This window comes from Staphylococcus aureus (genome assembly GCF_001027105.1).
In the GTDB taxonomy this organism is placed as follows: Bacteria; Bacillota; Bacilli; order Staphylococcales; family Staphylococcaceae; genus Staphylococcus; species Staphylococcus aureus.
In genome coordinates this window covers 2,572,286-2,591,038 of sequence record NZ_CP011526.1, presented here as the reverse complement: position 1 = coordinate 2,591,038, position 18,753 = coordinate 2,572,286, and the positions used below count along the sequence as shown (strand labels likewise).

The following is an 18,753-nucleotide window of genomic DNA, read 5'->3' as shown; positions in this document are numbered from 1 at the left end:
AAATAATTGAGTCGCTAATGACTATATGTATAGAGTGTTTTGATTATTGGGAGGATATTTAATTATGAAAAAAATCGTTACAGCTACAATCGCTACAGCAGGACTTGCCACTATCGCATTTGCAGGACATGATGCACAAGCCGCAGAACAAAATAACAATGGATATAATTCTAATGACGCTCAATCATACAGCTATACGTATACAATTGATGCACAAGGTAATTATCATTACACTTGGACAGGAAATTGGAATCCAAGTCAATTAACGCAAAACAACACATACTACTACAACAACTACAATACTTATAGTTATAACAATGCATCTTACAATAACTACTATAATCATTCATATCAATACAATAACTATACAAACAATAGTCAAACAGCAACAAATAACTATTATACTGGTGGTTCAGGTGCAAGTTATAGCACAACAAGTAATAATGTTCATGTGACTACAACTGCAGCGCCATCTTCAAATGGTCGTTCAATTTCTAATGGTTATGCATCAGGAAGTAACTTATATACTTCAGGACAATGTACTTATTATGTATTTGATCGTGTTGGTGGGAAAATTGGTTCAACATGGGGTAACGCAAGTAATTGGGCTAACGCAGCTGCATCATCTGGCTATACAGTGAACAATACACCAAAAGTTGGTGCTATCATGCAAACAACACAAGGCTATTACGGTCATGTTGCTTACGTTGAAGGCGTTAACAGCAACGGTTCTGTTCGTGTTTCAGAAATGAACTATGGACATGGTGCTGGTGTGGTTACGTCTCGTACAATTTCAGCAAACCAAGCAGGTTCATATAATTTCATTCATTAATCAAATGTAAATCAAATGACGTCAATATTCTCTAACATGAGAGTATTGGCGTTTTTGTTTTATATAAATATAAATGAGAGCGGTTTATTCACTGATCTTTAGGGAACTAAGTAATAAAGTGATAATTTATACTATGTCAGTATGATTGAGAGTGATTCAATTTAGATGAAAACCATGAAAAAATATATTAAAACAGCATTTTTTTGTAGTATGTATTGGTTAATTGTTCAACTAAATATAGCAAATTTAGGTACAAGAATTCCTGATAAGTATTTTCGTCAGAAGTACATAATATTTAAATCATTTAACTTTGAGAAGCATGGAAAATTTTGGAACAAATGGTTTTACGTAAGAAAATGGAAACATAAGATTTTAGATGGTCATCAGCTTAATCAAAATATATATGATCAGCGTCATTTAATGACAATCAATACTGATGAAATTGAAAAAATGATTATAGAGACAAAGAGGGCAGAGTTGATTCATTGGATATCGATACTTCCAGTCATCATATTCAATAAAGGCCCTCGTTTAGTAAAGTATATAAATATTTTCTATGCAATGATAGCTAATGTTCCAATCATTATTGTGCAACGCTATAATCGACCGAGATTAACGCAGTTACTACGCATATTAAAACGAAGAGGTGAACGTCATGACTAAACATATCATCGTTATTGGTGGTGGCTTAGGTGGGATTTCTGCAGCAATTCGAATGGCACAAAGTGGCTATTCGGTCTCATTATATGAACAAAATAATCATATAGGAGGCAAAGTGAATCGTCATGAATCAGATGGCTTTGGCTTTGATTTAGGTCCATCTATTTTAACGATGCCTTATATTTTTGAAAAATTATTCGAATATAGCAAGAAGCAAATGTCAGACTACGTTACAATCAAGCGATTGCCACATCAATGGCGTAGCTTTTTTCCAGATGGAACGACTATCGATTTGTATGAAGGTATTAAAGAAACAGGTCAGCATAATGCGATATTGTCGAAACAGGATATAGAGGAACTGCAAAATTATTTGAATTATACAAGACGAATCGATCGTATTACTGAAAAAGGGTATTTCAACTATGGTTTAGATACACTATCTCAAATTATTAAATTTCATGGGCCATTAAATGCTCTTATTAATTATGATTATGTACATACTATGCAACAGGCCATAGACAAGCGTATCTCGAATCCATACTTGCGACAAATGTTAGGCTATTTTATCAAATATGTAGGTTCTTCATCATACGATGCGCCAGCTGTATTATCTATGTTATTCCATATGCAACAAGAGCAAGGCCTTTGGTATGTAGAAGGTGGAATCCATCATTTAGCCAATGCCTTGGAAAAGCTAGCGCGTGAAGAAGGTGTCACAATTCATACAGGTGCACGTGTGGACAATATTAAAACATATCAAAGACGTGTGACGGGTGTCAGATTAGATACAGGTGAGTTTGTAAAGGCAGATTATATTATTTCAAATATGGAAGTCATACCTACTTATAAATATTTAATTCACCTTGATACTCAACGATTAAACAAATTAGAGAGGGAATTTGAGCCGGCAAGCTCAGGATATGTGATGCATTTAGGTGTTGCTTGCCAATACCCGCAATTAGCACATCATAATTTCTTTTTTACGGAAAATGCTTATCTCAATTATCAACAAGTTTTTCATGAAAAGGTATTGCCAGATGATCCGACCATTTATCTAGTAAATACGAATAAAACTGATCACACACAAGCGCCAGTAGGTTATGAAAATATCAAAGTCTTACCACATATTCCATATATTCAAGATCAGCCTTTTACCACTGAAGATTATGCGAAGTTTAGGGATAAAATTTTGGATAAATTAGAAAAAATGGGACTTACTGATTTAAGAAAACACATTATTTATGAAGATGTTTGGACACCGGAGGATATTGAAAAAAATTATCGTTCTAATCGTGGTGCAATATATGGTGTTGTAGCAGATAAAAAGAAAAACAAAGGATTTAAATTTCCTAAAGAAAGTCAGTATTTTGAAAACTTGTACTTTGTAGGTGGATCAGTAAATCCTGGTGGTGGCATGCCAATGGTTACATTAAGTGGGCAACAAGTCGCAGACAAAATAAACGCGCGAGAAGCGAAGAATAGGAAGTGATATCTATGAAATGGTTATCACGAATATTAACAGTAATAGTGACCATGTCTATGGCGTGTGGTGCATTGATATTTAATCGTAGACATCAGCTAAAGGCGAAAACGCTGAACTTCAATCATAAAGCATTAACAATTATTATTCCGGCTAGAAACGAAGAAAAAAGAATAGGTCATTTACTACATTCGATAATACAACAGCAAGTTCCAGTAGATGTCATTGTTATGAATGACGGATCGACAGATGAAACAGCACGTGTAGCACGTTCATATGGTGCGACTGTAGTAGATGTTGTTGATGATACTGACGGCAAATGGTATGGGAAATCACATGCTTGTTATCAAGGTGTGACGCATGCATGTACGAATCGCATTGCCTTTGTAGATGCTGATGTAACTTTCTTAAGGAAAGATGCTGTTGAAACGTTGATTAATCAGTATCAATTACAAGGTGAAAAAGGATTGTTAAGCGTACAGCCTTATCATATAACAAAGCGTTTCTACGAAGGGTTTTCAGCGATATTTAATTTAATGACAGTCGTTGGTATGAATGTATTTTCTACCTTAGACGACGGTCGGACTAACCAGCATGCATTTGGACCGGTGACATTAACAAATAAAGAAGATTATTATGCAACTGGAGGTCATAAAAGTGCAAACCGTCATATTATTGAAGGATTTGCTTTAGGAAGTGCATATACTTCACAATCATTGCCCGTAACAGTTTATGAAGGGTTTCCATTTGTTGCATTTCGCATGTATCAAGAAGGATTTCAGTCATTACAAGAAGGATGGACAAAGCATTTGTCAACTGGGGCAGGTGGCACAAAGCCTAAGATCATGACAGCAATTGTGTTGTGGTTGTTTGGTTCTATAGCGAGTATTTTAGGGCTATGTCTTAGTTTAAAATATCGCCAAATGTCTGTAAGAAAAATGGTAGCACTTTACTTGAGCTATACTACACAATTTATTTATCTGCATCGAAGGGTCGGCCAATTTTCTAATTTATTAATGGTATGTCATCCATTGTTATTTATGTTTTTTACTAAAATTTTCATCCAATCTTGGAAACAAACGCATCGTTATGGTGTAGTTGAATGGAAAGGTCGTCAATATTCTATATCTAAAGAACAATAAATCAAGGTAATGGCATTTCAATATAGGAGGACTAGTATGACAATGATGGATATGAATTTTAAATATTGTCATAAAATCATGAAGAAACATTCAAAAAGCTTTTCTTACGCTTTTGACTTGTTACCAGAAGATCAAAGAAAAGCGGTTTGGGCAATTTATGCTGTGTGTCGTAAAATTGATGACAGTATAGATGTTTATGGCGATATTCAATTTTTAAATCAAATAAAAGAAGATATACAATCTATTGAAAAATACCCATATGAACATCATCACTTTCAAAGTGATCGTAGAATCATGATGGCGCTTCAGCATGTTGCACAACATAAAAATATCGCCTTTCAATCTTTTTATAATCTCATTGATACTGTATATAAAGATCAACATTTTACAATGTTTGAAACGGACGCTGAATTATTCGGATATTGTTATGGTGTTGCTGGTACAGTAGGTGAAGTATTGACGCCGATTTTAAGTGATCATGAAACACATCAGACATACGATGTCGCAAGAAGACTTGGTGAATCGTTGCAATTGATTAATATATTAAGAGATGTCGGTGAAGATTTTGACAATGAACGGATATATTTTAGTAAGCAACGATTAAAGCAATATGAAGTTGATATTGCTGAAGTGTACCAAAATGGTGTTAATAATCATTATATTGACTTATGGGAATATTATGCAGCTATCGCAGAAAAAGATTTTCAAGATGTTATGGATCAAATCAAAGTATTTAGTATTGAAGCACAACCAATCATAGAATTAGCAGCACGTATATATATTGAAATACTGGACGAAGTGAGACAGGCTAACTATACATTACATGAACGTGTTTTTGTGGATAAGAGGAAAAAGGCAAAGTTGTTTCATGAAATAAATAGTAAATATCATAGAATATAGGTGGTTGAATAATGAAGATTGCAGTAATTGGTGCAGGTGTCACAGGATTAGCAGCGGCAGCCCGTATTGCTTCTCAAGGTCATGAAGTGACGATATTTGAAAAAAATAATAATGTAGGCGGGCGTATGAATCAATTAAAGAAAGACGGCTTTACATTTGATATGGGTCCCACAATTGTCATGATGCCAGATGTTTATAAAGATGTTTTTACAGCGTGTGGTAAAAATTATGAAGATTATATTGAATTGAGACAATTACGTTATATTTACGATGTGTATTTTGACCACGATGATCGTATAACGGTGCCTACAGATTTAGCTGAATTACAGCAAATGCTAGAAAGTATAGAACCTGGTTCAACGCATGGTTTTATGTCCTTTTTAACGGATGTTTATAAAAAATATGAAATTGCACGTCGCTATTTCTTAGAAAGAACGTATCGCAAACCGAGTGACTTTTATAATATGACGTCACTTGTGCAAGGTGCTAAGTTAAAAACGTTAAATCATGCAGATCAGCTAATTGAACATTATATTGATAACGAAAAGATACAAAAGCTTTTAGCGTTTCAAACGTTATACATAGGAATTGATCCAAAACGAGGCCCGTCACTATATTCAATTATTCCTATGATTGAAATGATGTTTGGTGTGCATTTTATTAAAGGCGGTATGTATGGCATGGCTCAAGGGCTAGCGCAATTAAATAAAGACTTAGGCGTTAATATTGAACTAAATGCTGAAATTGAGCAAATTATTATTGATCCTAAATTCAAACGGGCCGATGCGATAAAAGTGAATGGTGACATAAGAAAATTTGATAAAATTTTATGTACGGCTGATTTCCCTAGTGTTGCGGAATCATTAATGCCAGATTTTGCACCTATTAAAAAGTATCCACCACATAAAATTGCAGACTTAGATTACTCTTGTTCAGCATTTTTAATGTATATCGGTATAGATATTGATGTGACAGATCAAGTGAGACTTCATAATGTTATTTTTTCAGATGACTTTAGAGGCAATATTGAAGAAATATTTGAGGGACGTTTATCATATGATCCTTCTATTTATGTGTATGTACCAGCGGTCGCTGATAAATCACTTGCGCCAGAAGGCAAAACTGGTATTTATGTGCTAATGCCGACGCCGGAACTTAAAACAGGTAGCGGAATCGATTGGTCAGATGAAGCTTTGACGCAACAAATAAAGGAAATTATTTATCGTAAATTAGCAACGATTGAAGTATTTGAAGATATAAAATCGCATATTGTTTCAGAAACAATCTTTACGCCAAATGATTTTGAGCAAACGTATCATGCGAAATTTGGTTCGGCATTCGGTTTAATGCCAACTTTAGCGCAAAGTAATTATTATCGTCCACAAAATGTATCGCGAGATTATAAAGATTTATATTTTGCAGGTGCAAGTACGCATCCAGGTGCAGGCGTTCCTATTGTCTTAACGAGTGCGAAAATAACTGTAGATGAAATGATTAAAGATATTGAGCGGGGCGTATAAGGGAGTAGTCTAAGAGAAAGATGTGAGAAAAGTATAAGGGGAACGTAAAAGGCATAGTGAAATAAGTATGTGCTTAAGAAGTTTTATTTAACAATGAATGACGCCTGTTAAGGTTCACGTTTGAATACGTACCTTGATGGGCGTTATACTTTATATAAGCATATCTAACTGGTTGCGCATGCGGATATGCATGACAGTTAAATCATAACGATTGAGTGCATATTAATCTGAAAATTCCTAATATTGACAATAATATTATACCTACCTAAAATGAAAATAAATTCATTCAATACAACGTGTGTCATAAGTTCTGTTGAACATAACGGTGAATGGCGATGTCATTGTAACCATCTAAATGAGAGTGATACAAGTTGTTAGGATTATGATAGTCGCCCAGGCTATGTTTAATGATAGAGGAGGAATTTGATGATCTCTAACAAATTAGCAAATATCCCTGATAGTTATTTCGGGAAAACGATGGGACGTAAAATCGAACATGGACCATTGCCATTAATTAATATGGCAGTTGGAATCCCTGATGGGCCCACGCCACAAGGTATTATTGATCATTTTCAAAAAGCACTAACTATTCCTGAAAATCAAAAATATGGTGCTTTTCATGGTAAAGAAGCGTTCAAGCAAGCTATTGTAGATTTTTATCAAAGACAATATAATGTGACGTTAGATAAAGAAGATGAAGTATGCATTTTATATGGTACAAAAAATGGATTAGTGGCAGTACCAACATGTGTTATCAATCCAGGAGACTATGTATTACTACCTGATCCAGGCTACACGGATTATTTAGCAGGTGTACTTTTAGCTGATGGCAAGCCAGTCCCGCTTAATTTAGAACCGCCACATTATTTGCCAGATTGGTCCAAAGTTGATTCACAAATAATAGATAAAACAAAACTCATTTATTTAACGTATCCAAATAATCCAACTGGATCGACAGCTACGAAAGAAGTTTTTGATGAAGCGATAGCTAAATTTAAAGGTACAGACACTAAAATCGTGCATGATTTTGCTTATGGTGCTTTCGGTTTCGACGCTAAAAATCCTAGTATACTTGCTTCGGAAAATGGGAAAGATGTTGCGATTGAAATTTATTCCTTGTCTAAAGGTTATAACATGTCAGGTTTTAGAGTCGGTTTTGCAGTTGGTAATAAAGATATGATTCAAGCTTTGAAAAAGTACCAAACGCACACAAATGCTGGGATGTTTGGTGCATTACAAGATGCCGCAATATATGCTTTGAATCATTATGATGATTTTTTAGAAGAACAAAGCAATGTATTTAAAACACGTCGTGACCGATTCGAAGCCATGCTTGCAAAAGCTGATTTGCCATTTGTTCATGCTAAAGGTGGCATATATGTATGGTTGGAAACACCGCCTGGTTATGACAGCGAGCAATTTGAGCAATTTTTAGTGCAAGAGAAGTCAATACTTGTTGCTCCAGGGAAACCATTTGGAGAGAATGGTAATCGTTATGTGAGAATTTCATTGGCGTTAGATGACCAGAAATTAGACGAAGCTGCAATAAGATTAACAGAACTAGCATATTTATATGAATAATAAAGTTAAGGGTGATGTTAAAATGACAAAAATTAAAATCATGAGTGTACGTGATGAAGATATGCCTTATATCAAGGCGTGGGCAGAGAAACATCATGTTGAGGTAGATATTACTAAAGAAGCATTAACTGATGACAATGTTGAAGGTGTCGCTGGTTATGATGGCTTATCGCTATCACAACAAATACCATTATCAGAGCATGTTTATAAACGATTAAATGAACTAGGTATTAAACAAATCGCACAACGTAGTGCTGGATTTGATACATATGATTTGGAGTTAGCAAACAAGTATAACTTTATTGTGTCAAATGTGCCGTCATACTCTCCGAATTCAATTGCGGAGTTTGCTGTGAACCAGGCTATTAATGTGGTTCGTCATTTTAATCAAATTCAAACGAAAGTGCGGGAGCATGATTTTAGATGGGAACCTACTATTTTATCGAAATCCATTAAAGATTTAAAAGTAGCTGTTATTGGTACAGGTCGAATTGGCCGTGTAGTAGCCGATATATTTGCCAATGGTTATCAAAGTGATGTGGTCGCATACGACCCGTTTCCTAATGCTAAAATTGCAACGTATGTCGATTACAAAGATACGATTGAGGAAGCGGTTGAAGGTGCTGATATCGTGACATTACATGTACCTGCAACGAAATATAATCATTATCTATTTAATGCTGAATTATTTAAACATTTTAAAAAGGGCGCAGTATTTGTCAATTGTGCGAGAGGTTCTTTAGTAGATACTAAGGCGTTATTAGACGCATTAGACAATGGTGTGATTAAAGGTGCAGCACTTGATACGTATGAATTTGAACGCAAACTTTTCCCAAGTGATCAAAGGGGCAAAACACTGAACGATCCATTGTTAGAATCGTTGATTGACAGGGAAGATGTCATATTAACACCACATATTGCGTTTTATACTGAAGCTGCAGTTAAAAATCTAATTGTCGATGCATTAGATGCAACATTAGATGTATTGCAGACTGGAGATACTAGGTTACGAGTAAATTAAAAATCGAACTGATGAGATAATTTGGATTGTTGGGATTCTCATCAGTTCGATTTTTTAATTTGGTGTTGATGACGTTGAATATTGCCTAATTAAACGACATCGTAACCTTGATCTTCAATTGCGTCTTTCATTTGAGATACAGCAACTTTACTGTCATCATATTGAACACTTACTTGACCATTTTCAAGGTTAACGTCAGCTGAAGTGACACCGTCAATATTATTTAATGCAGATTCAACAGCACTTTTGCAGTGACCACAGCTCATACCTTCAACATTTAAAATTTCTTGTGACATAGCATTCACCTCCTTTTAGAGCCACTTATTATTTATAATAATTAGTGGCTCTTATGCAGTTGGAGCGAAGATCCAACTGTAAACCGTAGTGTACTTATTATTTATAATAATGATGGAACCTAATAGGCGGAGCTATTAGGTAAGATACACTAATTCGCCAAGCGAAAAGTGTAACTATATATGCAGTTGGAGCGAAGATCCAACTGTAAACCGCGACATTATAGAGCCAATCACTAGCCTATCTCAGAATCACCAACGAATCCTTCATTATTAAGGAATCTAGGCATCTTTACGGCGTGGTTCTAATCGCATCTTTTTCAATCTAAGTGCGTTTGTGACAACACTTACTGAACTTAGTGCCATTGCAGCACCAGCAACCCATGGCGCAAGTAAGCCCAATGCAGCTATAGGGATACCGGCAATATTATAGCCGAATGCCCAAAATAGATTTTGACGAATATTACGAATGGTTGCTTTACTTGCATAAATGGCTTTAGGAATAAGCATCAAGTCGCCACCAAGAATAGTAATATCAGCTGCTTCAATGGCAACTTCTGTACCTGTACCAATGGCGATACCGATATCAGCTTTAACTAATGCAGGTGCATCATTTACACCGTCACCAACCATCGCAACCTTCTTACCTTGTTGCTGTAGTTTCGCAATTTGTGCAGCTTTTTCTTCTGGTAAAATATCTGCAATAACAGTATCTATGCCTACTTGTTTTGCAATGGCTTGAGCAGTGTTTTTATTATCGCCAGTTAACATGGCAACTTCAATGCCCATATCATGCAATTGTTTTATAGCATCTTTGGCATGATCTTTGACAGTATCTGCCACTGCGATGATACCAGTTAATGAATAATTAACAGCAATGAGCATAGCAGTTTTACCATCTCGTTCATAATGTGTTAAATCATCAGAAATATGCTTAGGCAAGCTAATATCATTGTCAGCCATTAATTTACGGTTACCAACCAATATATGGTGATGATCAATCGTTGCTTCAATACCATGGCCAGGTACTGCTTTAAATGTTGTTGTCTCAGTTAATATTAATTGCTTTTCTTTTGCATAATTGACAATGGCTTCTGCCAATGGGTGTTCAGAATCTTTTTCAGCAGTAGCAAGTAGTTGTAGCGTTTGATTGTCACCATGATAATCTGTCACGACTGGACGACCATTTGTAATGGTACCCGTCTTATCTAAAACGATGGTATCAATTTGATGTGTGCGTTCAACAAACTCGCCACCTTTAAATAAAATACCATTTTCAGCAGCGCGACCAGTACCTACCATAATAGAAGTTGGTGTAGCAAGTCCCAATGCGCATGGACAAGCAATGACGAGAACGGAAATACTCGCAACAAGTGCAGGTTCAAATGTACCTGGTGTAACTAAAGTAATCCACACGATAAATGTTAATAGTGCGATACCAACAACGATAGGAACGAAATAACCAGAAATAATATCTGCCAATCGTTGAATCGGCGCTTTAGAACTTTGAGCTTCTTCGACAACTTTAATAATATTTGCCAACGCAGTGTCCCCGCCAACTTTTGTTGCTGTCATAGTAATAGTACCGTTTTTGTTCATCGTTGAACCAATTACAGTATCATCAACATTCTTCTCAACAGGGATAGATTCACCTGTTAACATAGATTCGTCGATGGCAGTCATACCTTTAATAATTTTGCCATCAACAGGTATCTTTTCACCTGGTTTAACGATAAGTGTATCTCCAACATGTACTTCATTTAGAGGAATCATCACTTCATTACCATCTTTTAAAATGCGTGCTTCTTTAGCTTGTAAACTTAATAATTCGCCAAGCGCATTGGTTGTTTGAGACTTCGCTCTAGCTTCTAAATACTTACCGAATAAGATTAAGGTAATTAGTACGGCGCTTGTTTCAAAGTATAAATGCGGTTGCGTTGTTGAGCCATTTAGCCAACGAACCATTTCATAAATACTGTAAAAATATGCTGCACTTGTACCAACAGCAACAAGTACATCCATATTGGCGCCACCATTTCTTAAGTTTTTATAAGCACCTACATAAAATTGCCATCCAATAATAAATTGTACAGGTGTAGCTAAAATAAATTGGAACCATGGATTCGTAAATAGTGCTGGTATATGCATATTGAAAAGATGTACAAACATTAACATTAATAGTGGTAAAGATAATACTGCTGATATGATAAGCTTAATCAATTTATGTTGTAGCGCTTCAGCTTTGCGTGACGTTTGATCTTTATTGTTATCTTTAATAGACGCGTCATAACCTAATTTTTGAATGCGAGTGACAAGTTTATCAGCATCTGTTTCTTCAGGATAATAGTCAACTTTAGCTTGCTCTGTTGTTAAATTGACCGTTGCATTTTGAACGCCGTCCATTTTATTTAACACTTTTTCAATACGGCTTGAGCATGCAGCACAAGTCATACCTGTAATGTCTAATTCGACAGTTTCTACAGCGACACCGTAACCTAAATGTTGAATCGTATTAATAAATTCTTGGACATCATGTTGATCAGGGTTATACTCAACAGTTGCTTTCTCTGTAGTTAAATTCACTTGGGCATTAACGTCATCAAGTTTATTCAGTTTCTTTTCGATACGATTTGAACATGCGGCACAAGTCATACCAGTGATATCTAATGTTGTTTTTTTCGTATTAGCCACATTATTGCCTCCCTGTGATTCATTGTTACACGTCTAATGTACCCCCTATAGGTATATAAGTCAATCGTTGCGTTTTACTTTTACCAATTTTAAAAAGAAAAAGAGAGATTGCCGTGCAAACATTGCACAACAATCTCTCTACTTAGCATCTATATAAAAGAAGTCGTAATTAATATTAAAGGATGTATGAATGAAAGGTAAAACTTAAATGACTTCTGGATTTGCAATTCTTAGGTGACTTAAAAGAAATCAGATGGGTTAAATTCTTTCGCATGTAAATTTTTAAAATTATTAAGATGGATGACTTTATCATCATCTTTGTTGTCTGACAACTGACGACTCGTGTCGTTTGTCATTTCGTAATCTTGTATCGTTTTGACCAAACCTAGAATGATTAAGATAGCAACTGTGCCTGTAATTAATATTCTCATCGCTATCATACTCCTTTATATTTCTCTTACTCACATTGTACGTTAATAGATTAAAAAATGAATGCGTCTGTAGTATTGAATTTATCTACTACTTTAGCAGTATTTGATGCGAGAATTGTATAGATAAGGGTGATAAGGTCATGATTTCATAATGTTATAGCGTATTAGTTGCATAGGCGAAGGTTTATTTGATTAACTTTTAAACAAGTAAATAAGTTATTAGGAGTTGAAAGGTGTAATGACTGAAAAAGAAAAAATGTTAGCAGAAAAATGGTACGATGCAAACTTTGATCAATACTTAATCAATGAACGTGCACGAGCGAAAGATATTTGCTTTGAATTAAATCATACAAGACCGAGTGCTACAAATAAAAGAAAGGAATTAATTGATCAATTATTTCAAACAACAACAGACAATGTAAGTATTTCGATTCCTTTTGATACAGATTATGGTTGGAACGTTAAACTAGGAAAAAATGTCTATGTAAACACCAATTGTTACTTTATGGATGGTGGACAGATTACAATTGGCGATAATGTTTTTATAGGACCTAATTGTGGATTCTACACAGCGACACATCCACTTAATTTCCATCATAGAAATGAAGGTTTTGAAAAAGCCGGACCCATTCATATTGGCAGTAATACTTGGTTTGGCGGTCATGTAGCCGTGTTACCAGGGGTGACGATTGGAGAAGGCAGTGTGATTGGTGCTGGTAGTGTTGTCACTAAAGATATTCCGCCACACAGCTTAGCGGTTGGAAACCCTTGTAAAGTCGTTCGTAAAATTGATAATGACCTACCATCCGAAACATTAAATGACGAAACGATAAAGTAGCAGTTGCGACCCATATAAATTTTAAAAAGTAACCAATCAATTTCAAAATACTTGAGAATAAGTGATAAAACATAAAAATGAAAGCGATTGCAAAACTAACCTTAATCATAGTAAAATGAGTTTAAATGATGTTATATCATTAAATCAAAGGGTTAAACCACTTTCAAAATTTATAGGGGGTAAGTGTACATGGTAGTAGAATTTAAAAATGAACCTGGTTACGATTTTTCAGTCCAAGAAAATGTGGATATGTTTAAGAAAGCATTGAAAGACGTGGAAAAAGAATTAGGTCAAGACATACCATTAGTGATTAATGGAGAGAAGATTTTCAAAGATGACAAAATTAAATCAATCAATCCTGCAGACACATCACAAGTGATTGCAAATGCATCAAAGGCAACAAAACAAGATGTTGAAGATGCGTTTAAAGCAGCAAACGAAGCTTATAAATCTTGGAAAACATGGTCAGCAAATGATCGTGCAGAGCTTATGTTACGTGTTTCGGCAATTATTCGTCGTCGAAAAGCGGAAATTGCAGCAATTATGGTTTATGAAGCAGGTAAGCCATGGGATGAAGCAGTTGGTGATGCAGCTGAAGGTATTGATTTTATTGAATACTATGCACGTTCAATGATGGACTTGGCTCAAGGTAAGCCAGTACTTGATCGTGAAGGTGAACACAATAAATATTTCTATAAATCAATTGGTACAGGTGTTACAATTCCGCCGTGGAACTTCCCGTTTGCGATTATGGCTGGTACAACTTTAGCACCAGTTGTGGCAGGTAATACAGTGTTATTGAAACCTGCTGAGGATACACCTTATATCGCTTATAAATTAATGGAAATTTTAGAAGAAGCAGGATTACCAAAAGGCGTAGTTAACTTTGTTCCTGGTGATCCGAAAGAAATTGGTGATTACTTAGTTGATCATAAAGATACGCATTTCGTTACATTTACAGGATCACGTGCGACAGGTACTAGAATTTATGAACGTAGTGCCGTTGTTCAAGAAGGTCAAAACTTCTTGAAACGTGTTATCGCTGAAATGGGTGGTAAAGATGCCATTGTAGTTGATGAAAATATTGATACAGATATGGCAGCAGAAGCTATTGTAACGTCAGCATTTGGTTTTTCTGGTCAAAAATGTTCAGCATGTTCACGTGCAATTGTGCATAAAGACGTTTATGACGAAGTATTAGAGAAATCAATCAAATTAACAAAAGAATTAACGTTGGGCAATACTGTAGACAATACGTATATGGGCCCAGTTATTAATAAAAAACAATTTGATAAGATTAAAAATTATATTGAGATTGGTAAAGAAGAAGGTAAATTAGAACAAGGTGGCGGCACTGATGATTCAAAAGGTTACTTTGTAGAACCAACAATCATTTCAGGACTTAAATCTAAAGATAGAATCATGCAAGAAGAAATTTTTGGTCCAGTTGTTGGCTTTGTGAAAGTTAACGATTTTGATGAAGCAATTGAGGTTGCAAATGATACAGATTACGGTTTAACTGGTGCAGTGATTACAAATAATCGCGAGCATTGGATTAAAGCGGTAAACGAATTTGATGTAGGCAATTTATACCTTAACAGAGGCTGTACTTCAGCAGTTGTTGGATACCATCCATTTGGTGGTTTCAAAATGTCAGGTACGGACGCTAAAACAGGTAGTCCAGACTACTTATTACACTTCTTAGAACAAAAGGTTGTTTCAGAAATGTTCTAATGCTTCATAATGAACAAGGGCCATCCATTGCGGTTGGCTCTTTTTATTTATAACTTTAAAAATTAAGTAATAGCAACCATATTTTTAGAAAAGGATTATAGGTATAAGAATGTGAGATACGTTATTTCAATAATAATGGGAATTGTATTAGCAATTTGGTCATTTAAACAACTGAGTCAAAGTCATTTAGATAGCGGATTTATTTTTTTCTTCATAGTTTATGTGTTGTGTATCAGTTGTTTTAATAGCGATAAGCACGATAAAAATAAAAAACGATAGTAGTACACGAATTCATTAACGTGTACACTATCGTTTTTATTATGAATGTTGGTAACGCTCATGAGTTTCTCATCTACTATTTAATCTTAATATTGATTAATCTATGGAAAATGTTATCAATATCTTCGCCAGGCCAATCAATTTTTTCATCTTTTATCCAATGTATAAAACCTTCAATCAACGAGTCATAAATATAAAATATGAGATTATCTGGGATGTCGCTGTCAATATCGATACGGTCTCTATTATTTTTGATATCGTTATGCATAATTTTAATGCAGACATTTTTTAATACTTTATTAAATTCAGCGTCTTCTTCTTGGAATTCTGCGATTTCTCTCAAATCCTCTTTATTATTAATCGTATCACTCATCGTTTGGAATGGATGATTAAGACGGTCACTGATATCTCTAGCAAAGTAGTCTTTAGTCAATTGATTGAACAAGTACTCTAGAAGATCATATTTATCATAAAAATGTTTATAAAATGTTGTACGGTGTACGAGTGCGTTGTCGCAAATTTGATTGACAGTAATCGTTTGGAATAATTGCTGTTCTAACAATTGTAGCAAGCTACTCGACAATGCTTTTTTTGTCTTTATAACTCGTAAATCAGTCTCTTTCATCTACATTTCTCCTTTGTGTGTAGTTTAATATACAAAATTTTCCAATTGATTCTTTAAGAGGTCGGGGATAGATACTATAATCGAACAATAATCTACACTGTATATTTAAACTATAACGTTGATTTTAAAAGGAGGCAATATACTTTGGCAAAATTTTTATATAAGATGGGGACATTCATCGCAAAACATAAATGGTCCGCGGTCATTGCATGGATAGTGATTGTAGCTGCAATATTGATACCACTTGCTACAAATGCACCGAAATTTGACAATGATATTAAAATGACAGGATTAGAGTCGTTAGATACGAATAAAAAGATTGAAAAACATTTTAATCAAGATAGTGAAAAGGCACAAATACGTGTTGTCTTTAAGACGACTAAAGATGATGGTATTGTGCAACCGAACATTACTAAAGATATTAAGAAAACGTTAGATGATATTAAAAAAGATGACAAGCACATTGATAAAATATCAGATCCTTATGAAAATAAGCAAATTAGTAAAGATAAAACAACTGCATTTGCAGATATCACATATGACGTTAGTCAAACATCTTTAAAAGATGGCTCTAGAGATAATGTTAAAAGTCATTTGAAAGACTTACGTGACAATCATAATGTACAAACAGAGTTAACTGGTACAGGAATGACATCTACAGAAGTAGGCGGTAATTCTGAACTAGTTGGTATTATTGTTGCATTTGTTGTACTGTTAATCACATTCGGTTCAGTCATTGCTGCAGGATTACCAATTATAAGTGCATTGATTGGTCTAGCCTCTGGTGTAGGTATTATCAGTTTGTTAACTTATGCATTCGATATACCAAATGTCACACTGACATTAGCCGTAATGATTGGACTAGCAGTTGGTATCGATTATGCATTATTTATTTTATTCAGATATCGACAAGTTATGAAAACTGAAACAGATTACATTAAAGGCATTGGTCTTGCAATAGGAACAGCAGGTAGTGCAGTTGTTTTTGCTGGTGTAACAGTTGTAATTGCAGTATGTGGTTTATCATTAGTAGGCATTGACTTCTTAGCGGTAATGGGATTTGCTTCGGCAATTAGTGTTGTTTTTGCAGTACTTAGCGCTTTAACTTTATTACCTGCATTAATAAGCATTTTCCATAAACGCATTAAAGTGAATAAATTACAGTCTAAATTCAAAAAAGATATTGATACGCCATGGTCTAAATTTATTACAGGAAATGCACTTGCGGCAGTATTACTAGGTTTAATCATATTAGTAGCAGCTGCAATACCAGTTAGTCATATGCGACTTGGTATTCCAGATGACGGTGTTAAACCAGCAGATTCTACACAGAAAAAAGCTTACGATATTATCTCGGATAAATTTGGTGAAGGATTTAATGGCCAAATACCGATGTTGATAAATGTGAAAGATAAAAAGGATGATCCACAAGGATTACAACAAGATTTACAGTCTGTATATAAAGATATTAAAGATAAGAAAAATGTAGATATCGTTACGCCACCACAAATGAGTAAAGATAATGATTACGCTTTGATGGTCGTGATACCTAAGCAAGGGCCTAATGCAGAGAGTACAAATGATTTAGTGCATGATTTACGAGATTATCATAAAGATGCACAAGATAAATATGGGTTCAAAACGGAGATTTCGGGACAAAGTGTCATTAATATTGATATGTCTAAAAAGTTAAATGAGGCGATACCTTTATTTGCCTCAGTCATTGTTGTATTAGCATTTTTCTTATTAATGATTGTCTTCCGTTCAATTCTAATACCATTAAAAGCAGTTTTAGGATTCGTCTTGTCATTAATGGCAACATTAGGATTTACAACATTAGTAATGCAAGATGGTTTTATGAAAGGTCTGTTTGGTATTGAAACGACAGGACCAATGCTAGCATTTTTACCGGTTATTACTATAGGTATCTTATTTGGATTAGCGATGGATTATGAAGTCTTCCTTATGTCGCGAATTCATGAAGAATATAGTAAAACAGGGGATAATGATTATTCTATCAAAGTAGGATTGAAAGAAAGCGGTCCTGTTATTGTAGCAGCTGCATTAATTATGTTTAGTGTCTTCTTTGCGTTTGTATTCCAAGAAGATGTCATGATTAAATCAATGGGTATGGCATTAGCGTTTGGTGTACTCTTTGATGCCTTCGTAGTCAGAATGATGTTAATTCCTGCATTAACGAAATTGTTTGGAAAAGGTTCGTGGTATTTACCAGCATGGTTGAATCGCATTATTCCACGAGTTGATATTGAAGGACATGCACTTGAAAAATATAAAACGGTTGAATCACAGGAATCTGAAGCTAAAGATAGTAAGGAAACATACGACACAACCTTTAAAGTATATCCACAAGGTGCAACAAATGTATCGAAACATCAAGATGCACATGGGCAAGATGATGCACATTCAATAGTACTAGATGATAAAACGATGGCATTGTACCAAGAAGTGAAACAGCAATCAGCAAGTTCATTGTTCTTATATGATGCTTTAATAGATTATCAAAACAAGCATCAACTAAATTCAAAACAACAAGCAACGAATATAGAACAGTTGAATAAAAATATTGAAAAGCTCAATCAATTGTTAGAAAAAAATCTACGAAATAAATCATAAAATAACATGTACATGCCTCCGCTTTAAATGTCTATCAATGACATTTGAAGCGGAGGTTTTTTGCATGGAAGTGATTATACAAAACATTTTTG

16 protein-coding genes are annotated in these 18,753 nt (G+C 34.8%); 12 read left to right on the top strand and 4 right to left on the bottom strand.

Annotated features, from left to right (window positions below):
• Window positions 1–64 precede the first annotated feature (64 nt).
• The 8 genes from AA076_RS13200 to AA076_RS13165 all read left to right on the top strand — a co-directional run bounded on the left by AA076_RS13200 (window position 65) and on the right by AA076_RS13165 (window position 9,136).
• A complete protein-coding gene (locus AA076_RS13200) occupies window positions 65–832 on the top strand; it encodes a CHAP domain-containing protein (protein ID WP_000725225.1) in 768 nt (255 codons plus the stop codon).
• A 174-nt stretch (window positions 833–1,006) separates the two neighbouring features.
• On the top strand, window positions 1,007–1,495 hold the full coding sequence (crtO, locus tag AA076_RS13195) for a glycosyl-4,4'-diaponeurosporenoate acyltransferase (RefSeq protein ID WP_001795496.1): 489 nt from the start codon (window positions 1,007–1,009) through the stop codon (window positions 1,493–1,495).
• On the top strand, window positions 1,488–2,981 hold the full coding sequence (locus AA076_RS13190; protein WP_000160456.1) for a phytoene desaturase family protein: 1,494 nt from the start codon (window positions 1,488–1,490) through the stop codon (window positions 2,979–2,981). Before crtO ends, AA076_RS13190 begins: the two co-directional genes overlap by 8 nt.
• 5 nt (window positions 2,982–2,986) lie before the next feature.
• A complete protein-coding gene (gene crtQ / locus AA076_RS13185; RefSeq protein ID WP_000871731.1) occupies window positions 2,987–4,114 on the top strand; it encodes a 4,4'-diaponeurosporenoate glycosyltransferase in 1,128 nt (375 codons plus the stop codon).
• A gap of 36 nt (window positions 4,115–4,150) precedes the next feature.
• Window positions 4,151–5,014 (top strand): 4,4'-diapophytoene synthase CrtM, encoded by an 864-nt coding sequence (gene crtM / locus AA076_RS13180; protein ID WP_000178307.1) that lies wholly within the window; start codon window positions 4,151–4,153, stop codon window positions 5,012–5,014.
• Between the two features lie 11 nt (window positions 5,015–5,025).
• A complete protein-coding gene (locus tag AA076_RS13175) occupies window positions 5,026–6,534 on the top strand; it encodes a phytoene desaturase family protein (protein ID WP_000686168.1) in 1,509 nt (502 codons plus the stop codon).
• 426 nt (window positions 6,535–6,960) lie between these two features.
• The gene (locus AA076_RS13170) at window positions 6,961–8,115 is read left to right on the top strand and encodes an aminotransferase class I/II-fold pyridoxal phosphate-dependent enzyme (protein ID WP_000625059.1); all 1,155 of its coding nucleotides are present in this window, start codon (window positions 6,961–6,963) and stop codon (window positions 8,113–8,115) included.
• A gap of 22 nt (window positions 8,116–8,137) precedes the next feature.
• Window positions 8,138–9,136, top strand: coding sequence for a D-lactate dehydrogenase (locus tag AA076_RS13165; protein WP_000161358.1), 999 nt, complete (start codon window positions 8,138–8,140; stop codon window positions 9,134–9,136).
• 89 nt (window positions 9,137–9,225) lie between these two features.
• Here AA076_RS13165 and copZ read toward each other — a convergent pair whose 3' ends face one another.
• The 3 genes from copZ to cwrA form a co-directional block, all read right to left on the bottom strand.
• Window positions 9,226–9,432 (bottom strand): copper chaperone CopZ, encoded by a 207-nt coding sequence (copZ, locus tag AA076_RS13160; RefSeq protein WP_000076661.1) that lies wholly within the window; start codon window positions 9,430–9,432, stop codon window positions 9,226–9,228.
• A 279-nt stretch (window positions 9,433–9,711) separates the two neighbouring features.
• On the bottom strand, window positions 9,712–12,120 hold the full coding sequence (locus AA076_RS13155) for a heavy metal translocating P-type ATPase (protein ID WP_000024127.1): 2,409 nt from the start codon (window positions 12,118–12,120) through the stop codon (window positions 9,712–9,714).
• Between the two features lie 239 nt (window positions 12,121–12,359).
• A complete protein-coding gene (gene cwrA / locus AA076_RS13150) occupies window positions 12,360–12,551 on the bottom strand; it encodes a cell wall inhibition responsive protein CwrA (RefSeq protein ID WP_001221404.1) in 192 nt (63 codons plus the stop codon).
• Window positions 12,552–12,789: 238 nt separating this feature from the next.
• Between cwrA and AA076_RS13145 the strand changes: the two genes are divergently transcribed.
• From AA076_RS13145 to AA076_RS15740, 3 genes are all read left to right on the top strand, one after another.
• Window positions 12,790–13,389, top strand: coding sequence for a sugar O-acetyltransferase (locus tag AA076_RS13145; RefSeq protein WP_000136500.1), 600 nt, complete (start codon window positions 12,790–12,792; stop codon window positions 13,387–13,389).
• A 189-nt stretch (window positions 13,390–13,578) separates the two neighbouring features.
• A complete protein-coding gene (pruA, locus tag AA076_RS13140; RefSeq protein WP_000259692.1) occupies window positions 13,579–15,123 on the top strand; it encodes an L-glutamate gamma-semialdehyde dehydrogenase in 1,545 nt (514 codons plus the stop codon).
• A gap of 111 nt (window positions 15,124–15,234) precedes the next feature.
• Entirely contained in the window at window positions 15,235–15,402 is a 168-nt protein-coding gene (locus AA076_RS15740) for a hypothetical protein (protein ID WP_001791768.1), read from the top strand.
• Window positions 15,403–15,478: 76 nt separating this feature from the next.
• Here AA076_RS15740 and farR read toward each other — a convergent pair whose 3' ends face one another.
• The gene (gene farR / locus AA076_RS13130; protein ID WP_000665238.1) at window positions 15,479–16,027 is read right to left on the bottom strand and encodes a fatty acid efflux pump transcriptional regulator FarR; all 549 of its coding nucleotides are present in this window, start codon (window positions 16,025–16,027) and stop codon (window positions 15,479–15,481) included.
• 144 nt (window positions 16,028–16,171) lie between these two features.
• Between farR and farE the strand changes: the two genes are divergently transcribed.
• A complete protein-coding gene (gene farE, locus AA076_RS13125; RefSeq protein WP_001051429.1) occupies window positions 16,172–18,661 on the top strand; it encodes a fatty acid efflux MMPL transporter FarE in 2,490 nt (829 codons plus the stop codon).
• Window positions 18,662–18,753: the final 92 nt, after the last annotated feature.